Here is a 15,684-nt window from a genome sequence, read left to right as displayed (position 1 = left end):
AAGAGGGACCGTGACCGTTCTGGCCGTGGTACTGACCCTGATCGCCGCGGCGATGTTCGCCGTGGCCGCCGTGCTGCAACAGAAGGGCACCGAGGGGCTCAGCGACGAGAACACCGTCGGTATCGGATTCTTCGGCAAGCTGGTCAAGCGCAAGGTGTGGTTGTTCGGCATCGCCGCCGACATCGCCGGCTTCGCCTTCCAGGCGGGTGCGCTCGCCATCGGCAGCCTGCTGCTGGTGCAGCCGCTGCTGGTGACCACCCTGCTGTTCGCGTTGCCGCTCGCGGCGTGGGCGCAGAAGCGGCGGCTCAAGCTCGCCGAATGGGCGTGGGCGGCGGTGCTGATCGCCTCGCTGGTGGTGTTCCTGACCCTCGGTGAACCCACCGCCGGCGAGGAGTTCCCGTCGTTCGCGTCGTGGATCGGTCCGCTGGTCCTGCTGGTCTTCGTGGTCGCGATCTGCGTCTGGGGCGGTTCGCGGATGCCGCACGGAACCGGCCGGTCGCTGGTTCTGGCGGTGGCCGCCGGCATGCTGCTGGGCTATTCGGCGCCGTTCACCAAGAGCGGCATGGACGCCTTCGGGGACAGCATCGTGCGCGGCCTGACCAGCTGGGAGTTCTGGGCCATGGCCATCACGGCCACCCTCGGCACGCTGTGGCAGCAGTCCAGCTACCAGGCGGGCGACGTGCAGACCAGCCTTCCGACGGTCACCGTGCTCAAGCCGGTGGTGGCGATGGCGCTGGGTCTGACGATCTACCACGAGCATCTGCGCGTGGACCGGGCCGGAGACGTCGCGGTGATCGTGGCGCTCGCCCTGATGTGGGTGGCCACCTTCGCTCTCGGCCGGCTCGGCGCGAGTGCCGACCCAGACGCCGGGAAGACCCCCGCTGCGGGGAAGACCCCGGACGCGGCGACGGCCTGACATGACCGGACTCTCACCGGTGTTCCCGGAGGCCGTGCTCTGGGACATGGACGGCACCCTGCTGGACACCGAGCCGATCTGGGATGAGGCGATGGACGCGCTCGCGGCCCGCCACGGCGTGCCGATGACCCCGCAGCTGCGGCGGGCGACGCTGGGGAACAACAGCGTCGACGCGCTCACCAAGGTGTACGACGCGGCCCGACTGCCCGAGTCCGGTCGCGACTTCGACGCCGACGAGGCGTGGATGGTCGCGATGGTGGTAAAGCTGTTCGCGCGCGAGCTGCCGTGGCGTCCGGGTGCGGTGGCGCTGCTGGATCTGGTGGCGGCGGCCGAGATCCCCATGGTGCTGGTGACCAACACCATGCGGGAGGTGGCCGACATCGCGATCGAGACCATCGGCGCCCACCGCTTCGTGGCCACCGTCTGCGGCGACGAGGTGGCCGTCGGCAAGCCCGCCCCGGACATCTACCTGCGTGCCGCCGAGATCGTGGGCGCCGCGCCGGGGGACTGCCTGGCCATCGAGGACTCGCCGACCGGTGCCGCCGCCGCACACGCGGCGGGCGTGCCGAATCTGGTGGTGCCGTCCCAGATCCCGGTGGCCGCGGCGAGCAAACGGGTGTTCCGGCAGACCCTGGCCGGGCTGACAGTGGACGATCTGGCGCGGCTGTTCGCCCAGGCCCGCACCGATACACCGGCCTGACCGCGCGGCACGCGCGGTGGCATGCGAAAATAGGTAACCGTGAAAACCTTCGACGACCTCTTCGCCGAGCTGACCGAGAAGGCAGCGACCCGTCCGGAGGGCAGCGGCACCGTCGCCGCCCTCGACAAGGGCGTGCATACCCTCGGCAAGAAGATCATCGAGGAAGCCGGTGAAGTCTGGCTGGCCGCCGAGCACGAATCCGATGATTCGCTCGCCGAGGAGATGAGTCAGCTCATCTACTGGCTGCAAGTGATGATGATCAAACGCGGCCTCGCTCCCGAAGACATCTACCGGTTCCTCTGAGCCGACCTACCCCCAGAAACGAAGAGAGCCTCGCCATGTTGCGCGTCGCCGTCCCCAACAAGGGCGCACTGTCCGAAGCCGCCGTCGGCATCCTGTCCGAGGCGGGCTACCGCAAGCGGGCCGATCCCAAGGATCTGACCGTGATCGACGTCGCCAACGATGTCGAGTTCTACTTCCTGCGTCCCCGCGACGTCGCGATCTACGTGGCCGCCGGGCAACTCGACCTGGGCATCACCGGGCGCGACCTGGCGGCCGACTCCGGCGCCGAGGTAATCGAGGAGGTGGCCCTGGGCTTCGGGTCGTCCACCTTCCGGTACGCCGGGCCCGCCGGCCAGGACTGGTCGGTGGACAAGCTGGCGGGTAAGCGGATCGCCACGTCGTACCCGAACCTGGTGCGCGCCGACCTGGCCGCCCGCGGGATCGAGGCCGAGATCATCCGCCTCGACGGTGCGGTGGAGATCTCCATTCAGCTCGGCGTGGCCGACGCCATCGCCGACGTGGTCGGCTCCGGCCGGACCCTGCGCCTGCACGATCTCACCGCCTTCGGCGAGTCGCTGTGCGACTCGGAGGCGGTGCTGGTGCGGACCGCCGTGACCCCGGAGCCGTCCAAGGCGGCGGAGCGGTTCGTGGCCCGCGTGCAGGGTGTGGTGTTCGGTCAGCAGTACGTGATGATCGACTACGACTGCCCCAAGCAGCTCCTGGACCAGGCGGTGCTGATCACTCCCGGTCTCGAGTCGCCGACGGTCTCGCCGATGGCCAACCCGGACTGGCTGGCCGTGCGGGCGATGGTGCCGCGTAAGAAGCACCAGCAGCTCATGGACGACCTGTCGGAGCTGGGCGCCCGGGCCATTCTGGCCTCGGACATCCGCTCCTGCCGCTTCTGATCGGGGCCTGATCGGCGCCGCTACTGCGGCGCGATCAGCACGGTCTGCGCCGACCTGCCGATGAAACCGGTGGTGTCGTACAGGTCGGCGAAGCTGGCGCCGTAGCCGGTGGCGCCGGCGGCCATCGCCGAGTCGATGCCGATCCACGGTCCGCGGGGCCGTCCGGTCAGGTGCACCGTGGTGTCGGTGTTCATCCAGGACCACTGGGTCGGGTCGATCGGGGAACCGACGCCGTTGGCGATGTCGATCACGGTGAACGCCGAGGCCAGGTCGCTCGTCTCCTCGCCGACCACCAGGGGCAGCAGCGGGCGGGTCCACACGCTGGGCGTCTGACCGTTGTTGCCGGTGGTGGTGGCGATCTCGAGGGTGCCGATGAAGCCGATGCGGCCCCAGACCACGTCGATGCCGTCGGCACCGGTGAAACCGATCGTCCGGGTCAGTTCGTCCGGAGTGTGCGGCAGCGGAGGCTGCGGAGACACCGCGATCGGTGAGGTGTCGCGGGTGCTCAACCGCCAGGCGACGGCACGGGCCACGGTCCGGTACCCGCCGTCGGACTGGCGCTCCTGCAGTTCGGCGCTCACCTGGCCGATCTGCCGTCCCGGGCGGGTGATCTGCGCCCGGACCCGGCACACGCCCAGCCCGATGGCACCGAGGATCTCCATGGTGACGCGCGAGAAGTCCAGTTCCGACGGGTCGTCGGCGACGGCGTGCTCCATCGCCCGCACCAGCAGTCCGGTGGGCGGACCGCCGTGCTGCAGGGCAGGCGACCAGACGCTCACCGTGGCGAGGGTCGGCTGGAAGTATTCGAAGTCGTCGGTGTCGGAGGGGCGTTCCAGGGGCTCGTAGTAGCCGGAGAACGCGGTGACGTCGATCGCATCGACGCTGAGGGTGGCTGCCATATGCGCAGCCTACGACAACGACCGAGCGATCGCTTAGCGGCCTCGGTAATCGTGTGGCCGCGGTGGTCGCGGCGTCGTGTGGCAAGCTGAGATGTCTTGTCGAGCGAAAAAGGAAATGTATCCCGATGGCGACCACTGGCCCCTTCGTAGAAGGCGATCGCGTACAACTCTCCGACGGCAAGGGGCGCAAGTTCACCGTCATCGTGGAGGCGGGGAAGCAATTCCACACCCACCGCGGTGCCATCGAGCACGACGACTTGATCGGGTCCGACGAGGGCTCGATCGTCTCGGCCACCAGCGGCACCGAATACCTGGCGCTGCGCCCGCTGCTCACCGACTACGTGGTGTCCATGCCGCGCGGCGCGCAGGTGATCTACCCCAAGGATTCGGCGCAGATCGTCACCGAGGGCGACATCTTCCCGGGGGCACGGGTCCTCGAAGCCGGGGCCGGCTCGGGTGCACTGACGCTGTCGCTGCTGCGTGCGGTGGGCGCCGAGGGTTCGGTGCTCTCCTACGAGGTGCGCGAGGACCACGCCGAGCACGCGGTCCGCAACGTGGAGACCTTCCTCGGTCGCCGACCGTCGAACTGGGAACTGCGGGTGGGCGACCTGGCCGAGCACGATCCGGCCGAGCAGGTCGATCGCATCGTGCTCGACATGCTCGCCCCGTGGGAGTGCCTGGACACGGTGGCCAAGACGCTGCGGCCCGGCGGCGTGGTGATCATCTACGTGCCGACCGTCACGCAGCTCTCCCGGGTCGTCGAGGCCCTGCGGGAACAGCAGTGCTGGACCGAGCCGCACGCGTGGGAGTCGATGGTGCGCGACTGGAGCGCGGTGGGGCTGGCGGTGCGGCCCGAGCATCGCATGCAGGGGCACACGGCATTTCTGATCACTGCACGACGACTCGCCGACGGCACGCAAACCCTGCGTGTGCAGCGGCGGCCGACACGCGGATAAGCTGGACCCTGCCAGGATCCGAACGCCCCCGGATCACGCAGCGGACCGACCGCAGAGGAGCAGGTGCCCATGACTTCGTCTGACCGCCCGAGCAATCGTCCCGGTGCCACGCACGGCAGCGATCCGGCCGAACTGGCCGAACGCGTCGAGAAGCTCACCGCGCGCAACGAGAAGTTGCTGGGCACCCTCAAGGAGGCGCGGCAGCAGCTGCTGGCGCTCCGCGAGGAGGTGGACCGCCTGGGTCAGCCGCCGAGCGGTTTCGGCGTCCTGATCGAGGTGTGCGACGAGGAGAACGTCGACGTGTTCACCTCGGGCCGGAAGATGCGGCTGACTCTCTCGCCCAACATCGACGCGCAGACGCTGCAGCGCGGGCAGGGCCTGCGTCTGAACGAGGCGCTGACCGTGGTCGAGGCGGTCGGGTACGACGGGGTCGGCGAGATTAGCACGCTCCGGGAGGTCTTCGGCGAGGGCGACCGGGCGCTCGTGGTCGGACACGCCGACGAGGAGCGCGTGGTCCGCTTGGCGGCCCCGCTGGTGCATGAGGAGGACGGCGGCGAGGCGACGCGCAAACTGCGCCCGGGCGATTCGCTGCTGATCGACTCGAAGGCCGGCTTCGCGCTGGAACGCATCCCCAAGGCGGAGGTCGAGGACCTGGTCTTGGAGGAGGTCCCGGACGTCGACTACACCGACATCGGCGGCCTGCGTCGGCAGATCGAACAGATCCGCGACGCCGTGGAGCTGCCGTTCCTGCACGCGGATCTGTTCCGCGAGTACGAGCTGCGCCCGCCCAAGGGCGTGCTGCTGTACGGCCCGCCCGGCTGCGGTAAGACCCTGATCGCCAAGGCCGTCGCCAATTCGCTGGCGCGCAAGATCGCCGAATCGCGGGGCGAGGATGCGCGGGCGGCCAAGAGCTACTTCCTCAACATCAAGGGCCCGGAGCTGCTGAACAAGTTCGTCGGCGAGACCGAACGGCACATTCGGCTGATCTTCCAGCGCGCCCGCGAGAAGGCGTCCGAGGGCACCCCGGTGATCGTGTTCTTCGACGAGATGGACTCGATCTTCCGCACCCGCGGCTCCGGTGTCTCCTCCGACGTGGAGACCACCGTGGTTCCGCAGCTGCTCAGCGAGATCGACGGCGTCGAGGGCCTGGAGAACGTCATCGTGATCGGCGCGTCCAACCGCGAGGACATGATCGACCCGGCGATCCTGCGCCCGGGCCGCCTCGACGTGAAGATCAAGATCGAACGGCCCGACGCCGAGTCGGCGATCGACATCTTCTCCAAGTACCTGACCACCGAACTGCCGATCCACGCCGACGATCTGGCGGAGTTCGGCGGCGACGGCCAGGCCTGCATCGACGCCATGATCGAACGCGTGGTGGAGCGGATGTACGCCGAGACCGACGACAACCGCTTCCTGGAGGTGACCTACGCCAACGGCGACAAGGAGGTCATGTACTTCAAGGACTTCAACTCCGGCGCGATGATCCAGAACGTGGTGGATCGGGCCAAGAAGTACGCCATCAAGGAGCAGTTGGACACCGGTCGCGGCGGTCTGCGGATCGGACATCTGCTCGATTCGATCCTCGACGAGTTCGCCGAGAACGAGGACCTGCCCAACACCACCAACCCGGACGACTGGGCACGGATCTCCGGGAAGAAGGGCGAGCGGATCGTGTACATCCGCACCCTGGTGACCGGCAAGGGCAGCGGAGCGGCGCGCGCGATCGACACGGAATCGAACACCGGCCAGTACCTGTGACCTAGCCGGACTACAGTGTCCGGTGATGAACGCATCTGAGCCGACGCCGCTGAACCTGCGCATCGACGCCGGGCCGAATGTCGTGCTCACGGCCTCGCCCGCGACGCTGGGCCGCACACCGGAGAACGAGGTGGTGCTCAATCACCCGTTGATCTCGCGGACGCACGCGGCCTTCGAATGGACGCCGTCCGGGTGGGTGGTGCAGGACCGGGGGAGCACCAACGGTCTGTACGTGGCGGGCCGTCGCACCAGCCGGGTGCCGGTGACCGGTCGCACCGAGATCCGCCTCGGCGACGCCCAGCGCGGTCCGATCATGGTGCTCACGCCCGCGGCCGCCTCCGCACCGCCGCGGTCCCCGCAACCTCCCCGGCAACCGCCGTCACCACCGCAACAGCCCGCGTCGCGTCCGCTGCCGGCCCAGCCGCCGCCGTCGCGGCCGCTCGCGGCGCAGTCGCCGCCGCCGCCGCGCTCGACGCCGGCCGCGTACGGTCGTCTGCCCAACGCGCCGCACCTGGCCGCGCTGCACAACAACGCCTCGGCCATCTTCGAGGTGCCCGGTGAGCTTCGGTCGCGCCGCGAGTCCATCACCGTCAGCGGTGTGCAGACCATCGGCCGCACGCCGGAGAACAACATCGTGGTCAGCGACGTTCTCGCGTCGCGGCGCCACGCACGCCTGACCGCCGGACCGCGGGGACTGCTGCTCGAGGACCTGGGCAGCGTCAACGGCACCTTCGTCAACGGTCTGCGTATCCGCAGTCAACTGCTGACCGAGAACGACGTCGTCACCATCGGCAACAGCGACTTCGTGGTCTCCGGCGGCAACCTGGTGCGCGGCCGGGCCAAGGCCGCGGTCAGCGGCGGCCTGGAGATCGACGGCATCGGGCTCACCGTCGAGGGCGGCAAGCAGCTGCTCAACGACATCTCCTTCCAGGCCGGACCGGGCACCTTGACGGCCATCATCGGCCCGTCCGGCGCAGGCAAGTCGACGGTGTCGAAGATCGCGGCCGGCCTGAACAGTCCCACGGTGGGCCGGGTGTCCTTCGAAGGCCGCGACGTCCACGTCGAGTACGAGGCGCTCCGCAACCGCATCGGGATGGTGCCGCAGGACGACGTGCTGCACAGCAAACTCACCGTTCAGCAGGCGCTGCGCTACGCCGCCGAACTGCGTCTGCCCGCCGATCTCGACACCGCCGACCGGGACGGGGTGATCGAGGGGGTGCTGGCCGAGCTGCAGCTCACCGAGCACATGCAGACCCGCATCGACAAGCTCTCCGGCGGGCAACGCAAGCGGGCGTCGGTGGCGATGGAACTGCTGACCGGACCGTCCCTGCTGATCCTCGACGAGCCCACCTCGGGGCTGGACCCGGCCCTGGACCGCCAGGTGATGAAGACGCTGCGCACGCTGGCCGACGCGGGTCGCGTGGTGCTGGTGGTGACGCACTCGGTGGCGCACCTGGAGATCTGCGATCAGGTACTGCTGCTGGCCCCCGGCGGCAAGACCGCCTACTGCGGCGACCCCAAAGGCAAGAAGCAGGAGCTGGGCACCGACGACTGGGCGGAGATCTTCGAGAACGTCACCGCCGGGCCGGACCGGGCGTGGGCCAACTACAAGCAGCGCCATCCGCATCGGCCCGCGCCGACGGCACTGAAACCGGCGGGCCCGCCGCTGGCGGTGCCGCAGGCGGCCGGGTGGCGGCAGATGAACACCGTCGCCCGACGCCAATGGCGTCTCATCGTCTCCGATCGCGGCTATCTCGCGTTCCTGGCGCTTCTGCCGGTGGTGCTCGGCCTGCTGACCCTGGTGATCCCCGGCTCCACCGGCTTCGGCATCACCAAGACCAGACCGGGCCACGCGCCCGGTTCGACGATCCCGACCGATCCGGTGGAGGCCGTGCAGCTGCTGGTGGTGCTGGTGATCGGTGCCGCCTTCATGGGCGCTGCGCTCACGGTGCGCGACCTGGTCTCCGAGCGGCCGATCTTCGAGCGGGAACGCGCGGTGGGTCTGCGGCCGGGTGCCTACCTCGGCGCCAAGACCGTCGTCTTCTTCATCCTGGCGGCCGTGCAGAGCGCCATCATGCTCGGCATCACCTTCGCGCTGCGCGACGTTCCCGAGTACGGCGGCGTGCTGCTGCCGCCGCCGGTCGCGCTGTTCTGCGCGATCACCGTCCTGGCCTGCGTCAGCGCCCTGGTGGGCCTGGCCATCTCGTCGCTGGTCCGCTCCAACGAGCAGACGATGCCGCCGCTGGTGATCGTGGTGATGGTGCAGCTGGTCTTCTGCGGCGGGCTGTTCCCGCTCACCGGCGCCGGCGTGTCCCAGCTGTCCTGGATCTTCCCGGCGTACTGGGGGTACACCGCCGCGGCGCAGGCCGTGGACCTGCCCAAGATCAACCCGGAGGCCGGGCAGATCAAGGTGATGCAGGACGAGCCCGCCAAGTACCCGCTGTGGGAGCCGACGATGGCGCACATGCTGCTGACCTACGGCGTCTTGATCGGCATGGGGCTGCTGCTGTTCGCCCTGATCTATTCGAGGCTGCGCCTGCGCAAGCACTGAGGGCCCCGCATAGGGTGGAGTCATGGAACGCATCATCGGTACCGAGGTGGAGTACGGGATCTCCGCGCCGGGGGACAGGACCGCGAACCCCATCATGACGTCGACCCAGGCCGTCCTGGCCTATGCGGCGGCCGCGAAGGTCCCGCGCCGGGAGCAGCGCACCCGCTGGGATTACGAGGTGGAGTCGCCCATGCGCGACGCTCGCGGCTACGACCTTGGGCGCAGCCGGGGCCCGGCGCCGATCATCGACGCCGACGAGATCGGCGCGGCGAACATGATCCTGACCAACGGCGCGCGGCTGTACGTCGATCACGCGCACCCGGAGTACTCGGCGCCGGAGGTGCGCGACCCGCTGGACGCGGTGATCTGGGACAAGGCCGGCGAACGGGTGATGGAGGAGGCGGCCCGCTACGTGGCCAGCGTCCCCGGCGCACCGAACCTGCAGCTGTACAAGAACAACATCGACGGCAAGGGCGCCTCGTACGGCACCCACGAGAACTACCTGATGGCGCGTGGGACGTCGTTCGACGCGATCGTCACGGGCCTGATGCCGTTCTTCGCCTCGCGGCAGGTGATCTGCGGTTCCGGCCGCGTCGGGATCGGGCAGCGCGGCGAGGAGCCCGGCTATCAGCTGAGCCAGCGTGCCGACTACATCGAGGTGGAGGTGGGGCTGGAGACCACCCTCAAGCGCGGCATCATCAACACCCGCGACGAGCCGCACGCCGATCCGGACAAGTACCGCAGGCTGCACGTGATCATCGGTGACGCGAACCTCGCCGAAACCGCGACCTATCTCAAGGTCGGCACCACCGCGCTGGTGCTGGACCTGATCGAGGCCGGGGTGAACCTGTCCGACCTGTCGCTGGCGTGGCCGGTGCACGCGGTGCACCAGATCAGCCACGATCCGACGTTGACGGCGACGGTGGCGCTGGCCGACGGGCGGGAGCTGACCGGCCTGGCCCTGCAGCGCGAGTACCTGGCGCGGGTCAGTGACTTCCACGACAAGCACCACAGCAACGACACCCGTGCGGCGCACGTGATCGCCACCTGGGCGGACGTGCTGGACAAGCTCGAGCGTGACCCGATGGAATGCGCGGAGATCCTCGACTGGCCGGCCAAGCTGCGTCTGCTGGAGGGGTTCCGGCAGCGCGAAGGGCTCGGCTGGGCGGCCCCGCGTCTGCAGCTGATCGATCTGCAGTACTCGGACGTGCGCCTGGACAAGGGCCTCTACAACCGGCTGGTCGCGCGCGGCTCGATGCAACGGCTGGTCACCGAGGAACAGGTCCTGCGGGCGGTGCACGAGCCGCCGGAGGACACGCGGGCGTGGTTCCGGGGTCAGTGCGTCAGCCGGTTCGGCGCCGACGTGGCGGCCGCCAGCTGGGACTCGGTGATCTTCGACCTCGGCGGCGACTCGATGGTGCGGATTCCCACCCTGGAACCGCTGCGCGGGACCAAGGCCATGGTCGGCGAGGTGTTCGAGGCCGCGCAGTCGGCCGAGGAACTGCTGGCGGCCCTCGGGTCCTGACCGAGACACGGTCGAGGACGTCTCGCATGCCCCACCGGTCACGCCGATGCGCCCGGTAGGGTGAAACCAAGAACTCTTCTTCAGGAGGCGACGATGGCGCAAGAGCAGACCACACGCGGCGGCGGCAGCGGAGATGACGACCCGATCGGTGGTGGTGGCGCCGCCGGTCAGGAGCGTCGCGAGAAGCTCGCCGAGGACACCGACGACCTGCTCGACGAAATCGACGACGTGCTGGAAGAGAACGCCGAGGACTTCGTTCGGGCGTACGTCCAGAAGGGCGGTCAGTGACGGTGCCCGCCGGGGTGGGCTCGGGGAACGACATCTCGTCGTTCACCGAGTTCCTACGGTCCGCCGCGCCGGATCGCTTGCCGCACAATGCCTCCCAGCTGAGTGTCGGTCGGGACGGGGCCGGTGACATGAACGAGCGAGTCCCGCACGGCACCACGATCGTCGCCGTCGCCTACGCCGGTGGCGTGGTGCTGGCCGGTGATCGGCGCTCCACGATGGGCAACACCATCGCCACGCGCGACGTGCAGAAGGTCTTCGTCACCGACGACTACTCGGCCGCCGGCGTCGCCGGTACCGCGGGCATCGCTTTCGAGCTGGTCAAACTGTTCACCGTCGAACTGGAGCACTACGAGAAGATCGAAGGCGTGCCGCTGACCCTGGACGGCAAGGTCTCGCGGCTGGCCGCCATGGTGCGCGGCAACCTCGGCGCGGCCCTGCAGGGTCTGGCCGCGCTGCCGCTGCTGGTGGGCTACGACGACCGCGGCCGGATCTTCTCCTTCGACGTGGCCGGGGCCGTGCACGAGCAACGGCAGGGGTACGACGCGATCGGTTCGGGGTCGGTCTTCGCCCGTTCGGCGCTCAAGAAGCTGTACCGGCGCGAGCTGACCGCCGACGAGGCGCTGGCCGTGGCGATCGAGGCGCTGTACGACGCCGCCGACGACGACGCGGCGACCGGGGGACCGGACCTGGTCCGCCGGATCTTCCCGACCGCGGTGCGCGTGGACGGCGACGGCGCCGCGGAGATCTCCGAGGGCGAGATCTCCGGTGCCGCGCAGGCCGTGATCGCTCGCCGCGCCGCCGCCGATGAGGCACAGGAGCCCCGATGACCTTCCCGTATTACGCCAGCGCCGAACAGGTGATGCGCGATCGCTCCGAGCTGGCGCGCAAGGGCATCGCCCGGGGGCGCAGCGTGATCGCCCTGACCTACGCCGACGGAGTGCTCTTCGTGGCGCACAACCGGTCCAACACCCTGCGCAAGGTCAGTGAGATCTACGACCGCATCGGCTTCGCCGCCGTCGGCAAGTACAACGAGTTCGAGTCCCTGCGCCGGGCCGGTATCCAGCTCGCGGATCTGCGCGGCTACAGCTACGACCGCGCCGACGTGACCGGTCTGTCGCTGGCCACCGCCTACGCCACCACCCTCGGCACGGTGTTCACCGATCAGCCCAAGCCGTACGAGGTGGAGTTGTGCGTCGCCGAGGTCCCGCGCGCGGGACAGACGACCCCGTCGCAGCTGTACCGGATCTCCTACGACGGCTCCATCGTCGACGAGAGCTCCTTCCTGGTGATGGGCGGCACCACGGAACCGATCGTCACCGCGATGACCGCCGCCTACCAGCCGGAACTTCCTCTGGCACAGGCGATAGCCATCGCCGTCGACGCGCTGTCGCTGCCCGCGGAGGGCGACAAGGCGGCCGAGCCGTCGCGGTTGACGGCCGAGCAACTGGAGGTGGCGATCCTCGATCGCGGCCGCCCGCGCCGGGCCTTCGTGCGCCTGGCCGAACAGCACATCAGCGAACTTCTGACAGGGGACTGACAGCGTCATGGAACGCCGGATCATGGGGATCGAAACCGAGTTCGGAGTCACTTGCACCATGGAGGGGCACCGCAGGCTGAGCCCGGACGAGGTGGCCCGCTATCTCTTCCGCCGCGTGGTCGCGTGGGGCAGGTCGTCGAACGTCTTCCTGCCCAACGGCTCTCGGCTCTACCTGGATGTGGGTTCGCACCCCGAATACGCCACCGCCGAGTGCGACTCGGTGCAGCAGCTGGTGACGCACGACCGAGCCGGCGAGCGGATCCTGGAAGACCTGCTGATCGACGCGGAGCAGCGGCTGGCCGATGAGGGCATCGGCGGCGACATCTACCTGTTCAAGAACAACACCGACTCGGCGGGCAACTCCTACGGCTGCCACGAGAACTACCTGGTCTCACGCACCGGGGAGTTCGGTCGCGTCTCGGACGTGCTGCTGCCGTTCCTGGTGACGCGCCAGCTGATCTGCGGTGCGGGCAAGGTGCTCACCACCGGCAGCGAGACCCGCTACTGCCTGTCGCAACGGGCCGATCACGTGTGGGAGGGCGTCTCCTCGGCGACCACGCGGTCGCGACCGATCATCAACACCCGCGACGAGCCGCACGCCGACGCCGAGAAGTACCGGCGCCTGCACGTGATCGTCGGCGACTCCAACATGTCCGAGACCACCACGATGCTCAAGGTCGGCTCCGCGCTGCTGGTGCTGGAGATGATCGAGTCGGGCATCAGCTTCCGCGACTTCGCACTGGACAACCCGATCCGGGCGATCCGCGACATCAGCCACGATCCGACCGGGCGGCACCCGGTGCGGCTGGCCGGCGGCCGGACCGCCTCGGCGCTGGCGATTCAGCGCGAATACCACGCCCGGGCCGTCGAGCACCTGACCCACCGCACCCCCGATCCGATGATGGATCGCGTGGTGGATCTGTGGGGCCGGACCCTGGACGCCGTCGAGTTCGACGACTTCAGCGCCGTCGACACCGAGATCGACTGGGTGATCAAGCGAAAGCTGATGCAGCGCTACCTCGACCGCTACGACATGTCGCTGACCGACCCGAAGATCGCCCAGGTTGACCTGGCCTATCACGACATCCGGCGCGGGCGCGGCGTCTTCGATCTGCTGGCTCGCAAGGGTCTGGCGGCCCGGGTGACCACCGACGAGGCGATCGCCGCCGCGGTGGACACCCCGCCGCAGACCACGCGGGCCAAACTGCGCGGCGAGTTCATCACCGCCGCCACCGCCGCCGAGCGCGATTTCACGGTCGACTGGGTGCATCTGAAACTGAATGACCAGGCGCAACGGACGGTGCTGTGCAAAGACCCGTTCCGGAACGTCGATGAGCGCGTCGAACGGCTGATCGCGGCCATGTGAGGCCTACAGTGGATCGGTGGCCACTGCTAAGCATGAGCGACTGCTCAACCTCGTCATCTGCTTGATGTCGACCAAGAACTACGTGCCCGCGGAGTACTTGCGCAAGAACGTCGTCGGATACAACGACACCGAGCAGAGCGCCGATGCGTTCAAGCGGATGCTCGAACGCGACAAGAACGAACTGCGGACGCTGGGAATCCCGGTGGAGACCGGATTCGGCATGCTGGGCGGGGACGAGGGATACCGGATCCTGCCGGAGAACTACGCGCTGCGCGACATCAGTCTCGAACGCGACGAGGCCGCGGCCATCGCCGCGGCGGCCGCGGTGTGGCACGACCCCGACGTGGCCGCGCTGTCGCAGACCGCGGTGCTCAAGCTGCGTGCCGCGGGCCTTGAGGTCACCGCGCCGGGTGAGCTGGGGTTCGGGCAGACCGGTGGCAGCACGATGGGCGACGAACGGGTGATCCGCGGGCTGCTGGCGGCCATCGAGGACGGATACGCGGTCACCTTCACCCATCGTTCGGGCACCGCTCTCAACGAGCGCACACTGCAGCCGTGGGGCGTGGTGAGCAACTCCGGCCGCTGGTATGTGGTGGGCCACGACCTCGATCGGGGCCAGACCCGGACCTTCCGCGTCTCGCGCATCGTCGACGTCGAGTTGATCGGCGACGCCGGTGCGGTCACGGTGCCGACGGGAGCGGATCTGTCGGCGCTGGTGGCCGACGCCGTGGCCCGGGGCGGACGCGGCGAGCCCACCCCGGCCACCCTCTGGCTGGCCCAGGACCGGGCGCACGAGCTGCGGCGTCTGGCGCACGAGACGGCCGACCACGACCTGGACGGCGAACCCGGCCAGCAGGTCCGGATCGTCATTCACTCCCGCTCGCAGCTGATTCGGCTGGTGCTGGCGGCCGGCGCGGACGCGGTGGTCCTAGATCCGCCGGATCTGCGGGCCGCGGTGGTCGACGAACTGGATGCCCTGGCGGCGCCCGTCCACGCAGGAGGTCAGAACCGATGAGTCCGGCACCCACCCGCTTCTCCCGTCTGCTGGCGATGGTCCCGTACTTCCTCGCCCGGCAAGGCATCGAGATGTCGGTCGCGGCCGCCGAACTCGGCGTGACCCAGGCGCAGTTGAAGAAGGACCTCGAACAGCTTTACGTGTGCGGCCTGCCCGGGCACGCGGGCGGCGATCTGATCGACATCCAGTTCTGGGACGGCTATGTGAACGTGCTGTTCACCGCCGGCATCGACCGTCCGCTGCGGCTGACCGGCGCCGAGGCCAGCATCCTGCTGGTGGCCCTGCGGATGCTGCTCGACGCGCAGGGGGCCCTGGCCGGCGACGCGATCCGGCGGGCCATCGCCAAGGTCGAGGAGGCCGCCGGGGCGTCGCGGGCGGTGGTGATCGACGACGGCGTCGACCCGGCCGACCATCCGGCCTCGTCGGCGATCCGAGAGGCCGTCGCCGCCAAGCGGGCGCTGGCGCTGCGCTACTACACCCCCGGCCGGGACGCGGTGAGCGATCGCGTCGTCGACCCGATCCGCGTGCAGGTGGTGGACGGGCAGAGCTACCTCGACGCCTGGTGCCGGGAATCGCAGGGGCGTCGGATCTTCCGCTTCGACCGGGTGCGCGAGGCCACGGTGCTCGACGAGCCGTCGAACCCGCCGGCCGAGGTCGCCGCGGTGCCGATCGCCATGCCCACCCACGACGCGACGCTGCCGGTGGCGCGACTGGCCCTGGATCCGGATGCGGTGTGGGTGGCCGAGTACTACCAGGCGCGCCTGGTGGAGGACCCCGCGGCCGATCCGTCGGGCCCGGTGCTGGCCGAGCTGTCCTATGCCTCGCCGGAGTGGCTGGCCCGGCTGGTGCAGTCCATGGGCGGACGCGTGCGGGTGGTCTCCACCGACGCGCGCAGCGACGAGGTCCGGGCGCTGATCGCCGAGGCCGCGACGGCGGCCCGGGGCCGTTACGGCGACACGGCGTGATCGGCGTCCTCGGGTACG

Annotated in this window: 15 protein-coding genes; 14 read left to right on the top strand and 1 reads right to left on the bottom strand. The window is 69.4% G+C overall.

Features of this window, described 5'->3' with window-relative positions:
* Nucleotides 1-10 precede the first annotated feature (10 nt).
* The 4 genes from ACFFJD_RS11810 to hisG are packed head-to-tail and all read left to right on the top strand — an operon-like array spanning nt 11 to nt 2,803.
* Nucleotides 11-916: a DMT family transporter gene (locus tag ACFFJD_RS11810; protein ID WP_382364308.1), complete on the top strand. Its 906-nt coding sequence runs from the start codon at nt 11-13 to the stop codon at nt 914-916.
* Between the two features lies 1 nt (nt 917).
* Complete coding sequence (locus ACFFJD_RS11805) at nt 918-1,616, top strand: HAD family hydrolase (RefSeq protein WP_382364306.1); 699 nt, start codon at nt 918-920, stop codon at nt 1,614-1,616.
* A gap of 39 nt (nt 1,617-1,655) precedes the next feature.
* Nucleotides 1,656-1,919 carry a phosphoribosyl-ATP diphosphatase gene (locus tag ACFFJD_RS11800; RefSeq protein WP_382364304.1) on the top strand — a complete coding sequence of 88 codons (264 nt, stop codon included), beginning with the start codon at nt 1,656-1,658 and terminating at the stop codon, nt 1,917-1,919.
* Nucleotides 1,920-1,954: 35 nt separating this feature from the next.
* Nucleotides 1,955-2,803, top strand: coding sequence for an ATP phosphoribosyltransferase (gene hisG / locus ACFFJD_RS11795; protein WP_382364302.1), 849 nt, complete (start codon nt 1,955-1,957; stop codon nt 2,801-2,803).
* A gap of 20 nt (nt 2,804-2,823) precedes the next feature.
* On the opposite strand, the gene ACFFJD_RS11790 is transcribed toward hisG, so the two are convergent.
* Nucleotides 2,824-3,702, bottom strand: coding sequence for a thioesterase family protein (locus tag ACFFJD_RS11790; protein WP_382364300.1), 879 nt, complete (start codon nt 3,700-3,702; stop codon nt 2,824-2,826).
* 125 nt (nt 3,703-3,827) lie between these two features.
* On the opposite strand from ACFFJD_RS11790, the gene ACFFJD_RS11785 reads away from it, so the two are divergent.
* The 10 genes from ACFFJD_RS11785 (at nt 3,828) to ACFFJD_RS11740 (ending at nt 15,666) form a co-directional block, all read left to right on the top strand.
* The gene (locus ACFFJD_RS11785; protein ID WP_382364298.1) at nt 3,828-4,658 is read left to right on the top strand and encodes a tRNA (adenine-N1)-methyltransferase; all 831 of its coding nucleotides are present in this window, start codon (nt 3,828-3,830) and stop codon (nt 4,656-4,658) included.
* A gap of 69 nt (nt 4,659-4,727) precedes the next feature.
* The gene (arc, locus tag ACFFJD_RS11780; RefSeq protein WP_382364296.1) at nt 4,728-6,419 is read left to right on the top strand and encodes a proteasome ATPase; all 1,692 of its coding nucleotides are present in this window, start codon (nt 4,728-4,730) and stop codon (nt 6,417-6,419) included.
* Nucleotides 6,420-6,444: 25 nt separating this feature from the next.
* Entirely contained in the window at nt 6,445-8,970 is a 2,526-nt protein-coding gene (locus tag ACFFJD_RS11775; protein ID WP_382364294.1) for an FHA domain-containing protein, read from the top strand.
* 22 nt (nt 8,971-8,992) lie between these two features.
* Nucleotides 8,993-10,495 (top strand): depupylase/deamidase Dop, encoded by a 1,503-nt coding sequence (gene dop / locus ACFFJD_RS11770; RefSeq protein ID WP_382364292.1) that lies wholly within the window; start codon nt 8,993-8,995, stop codon nt 10,493-10,495.
* 93 nt (nt 10,496-10,588) lie between these two features.
* Nucleotides 10,589-10,783 carry a ubiquitin-like protein Pup gene (locus ACFFJD_RS11765; protein ID WP_382364290.1) on the top strand — a complete coding sequence of 65 codons (195 nt, stop codon included), beginning with the start codon at nt 10,589-10,591 and terminating at the stop codon, nt 10,781-10,783.
* Entirely contained in the window at nt 10,780-11,610 is an 831-nt protein-coding gene (gene prcB, locus ACFFJD_RS11760) for a proteasome subunit beta (protein WP_382364288.1), read from the top strand. Before ACFFJD_RS11765 ends, prcB begins: the two co-directional genes overlap by 4 nt.
* Entirely contained in the window at nt 11,607-12,320 is a 714-nt protein-coding gene (gene prcA, locus ACFFJD_RS11755; protein ID WP_382364286.1) for a proteasome subunit alpha, read from the top strand. Before prcB ends, prcA begins: the two co-directional genes overlap by 4 nt.
* A 7-nt stretch (nt 12,321-12,327) precedes the next feature.
* Complete coding sequence (gene pafA / locus ACFFJD_RS11750) at nt 12,328-13,686, top strand: Pup--protein ligase (protein ID WP_382364284.1); 1,359 nt, start codon at nt 12,328-12,330, stop codon at nt 13,684-13,686.
* 16 nt (nt 13,687-13,702) lie between these two features.
* The gene (locus ACFFJD_RS11745; RefSeq protein ID WP_382364282.1) at nt 13,703-14,701 is read left to right on the top strand and encodes a helix-turn-helix transcriptional regulator; all 999 of its coding nucleotides are present in this window, start codon (nt 13,703-13,705) and stop codon (nt 14,699-14,701) included.
* Nucleotides 14,698-15,666 (top strand): helix-turn-helix transcriptional regulator, encoded by a 969-nt coding sequence (locus tag ACFFJD_RS11740; protein WP_382364280.1) that lies wholly within the window; start codon nt 14,698-14,700, stop codon nt 15,664-15,666. The genes ACFFJD_RS11745 and ACFFJD_RS11740 overlap by 4 nt, the downstream gene beginning before the upstream one ends.
* Nucleotides 15,667-15,684 lie beyond the last annotated feature (18 nt).

Source organism: Gordonia phosphorivorans (assembly GCF_042432625.1).
In the GTDB taxonomy this organism is placed as follows: Bacteria; Actinomycetota; Actinomycetes; order Mycobacteriales; family Mycobacteriaceae; genus Gordonia; species Gordonia phosphorivorans.
This window is presented reverse-complemented; position numbering and strand designations above follow the sequence as displayed.

What these genes read in the sequence shown, in the direction of transcription:
- prcA (WP_382364286.1), top strand. Translation starts at nt 11,607, where the DNA reads ATGACCTTCCCGTATTACGCCAGCGCCGAACAGGTGATGCGCGATCGC.
- hisG (WP_382364302.1), top strand. Translation starts at nt 1,955, where the DNA reads ATGTTGCGCGTCGCCGTCCCCAACAAGGGCGCACTGTCCGAAGCCGCC.
- ACFFJD_RS11765 (WP_382364290.1), top strand. Translation starts at nt 10,589, where the DNA reads ATGGCGCAAGAGCAGACCACACGCGGCGGCGGCAGCGGAGATGACGAC.
- ACFFJD_RS11790 (WP_382364300.1), bottom strand. Translation starts at nt 3,702, where the DNA reads ATGGCAGCCACCCTCAGCGTCGATGCGATCGACGTCACCGCGTTCTCC.
- ACFFJD_RS11805 (WP_382364306.1), top strand. Translation starts at nt 918, where the DNA reads ATGACCGGACTCTCACCGGTGTTCCCGGAGGCCGTGCTCTGGGACATG.
- arc (WP_382364296.1), top strand. Translation starts at nt 4,728, where the DNA reads ATGACTTCGTCTGACCGCCCGAGCAATCGTCCCGGTGCCACGCACGGC.
- ACFFJD_RS11775 (WP_382364294.1), top strand. Translation starts at nt 6,445, where the DNA reads ATGAACGCATCTGAGCCGACGCCGCTGAACCTGCGCATCGACGCCGGG.
- ACFFJD_RS11785 (WP_382364298.1), top strand. Translation starts at nt 3,828, where the DNA reads ATGGCGACCACTGGCCCCTTCGTAGAAGGCGATCGCGTACAACTCTCC.
- pafA (WP_382364284.1), top strand. Translation starts at nt 12,328, where the DNA reads ATGGAACGCCGGATCATGGGGATCGAAACCGAGTTCGGAGTCACTTGC.
- dop (WP_382364292.1), top strand. Translation starts at nt 8,993, where the DNA reads ATGGAACGCATCATCGGTACCGAGGTGGAGTACGGGATCTCCGCGCCG.
- ACFFJD_RS11740 (WP_382364280.1), top strand. Translation starts at nt 14,698, where the DNA reads ATGAGTCCGGCACCCACCCGCTTCTCCCGTCTGCTGGCGATGGTCCCG.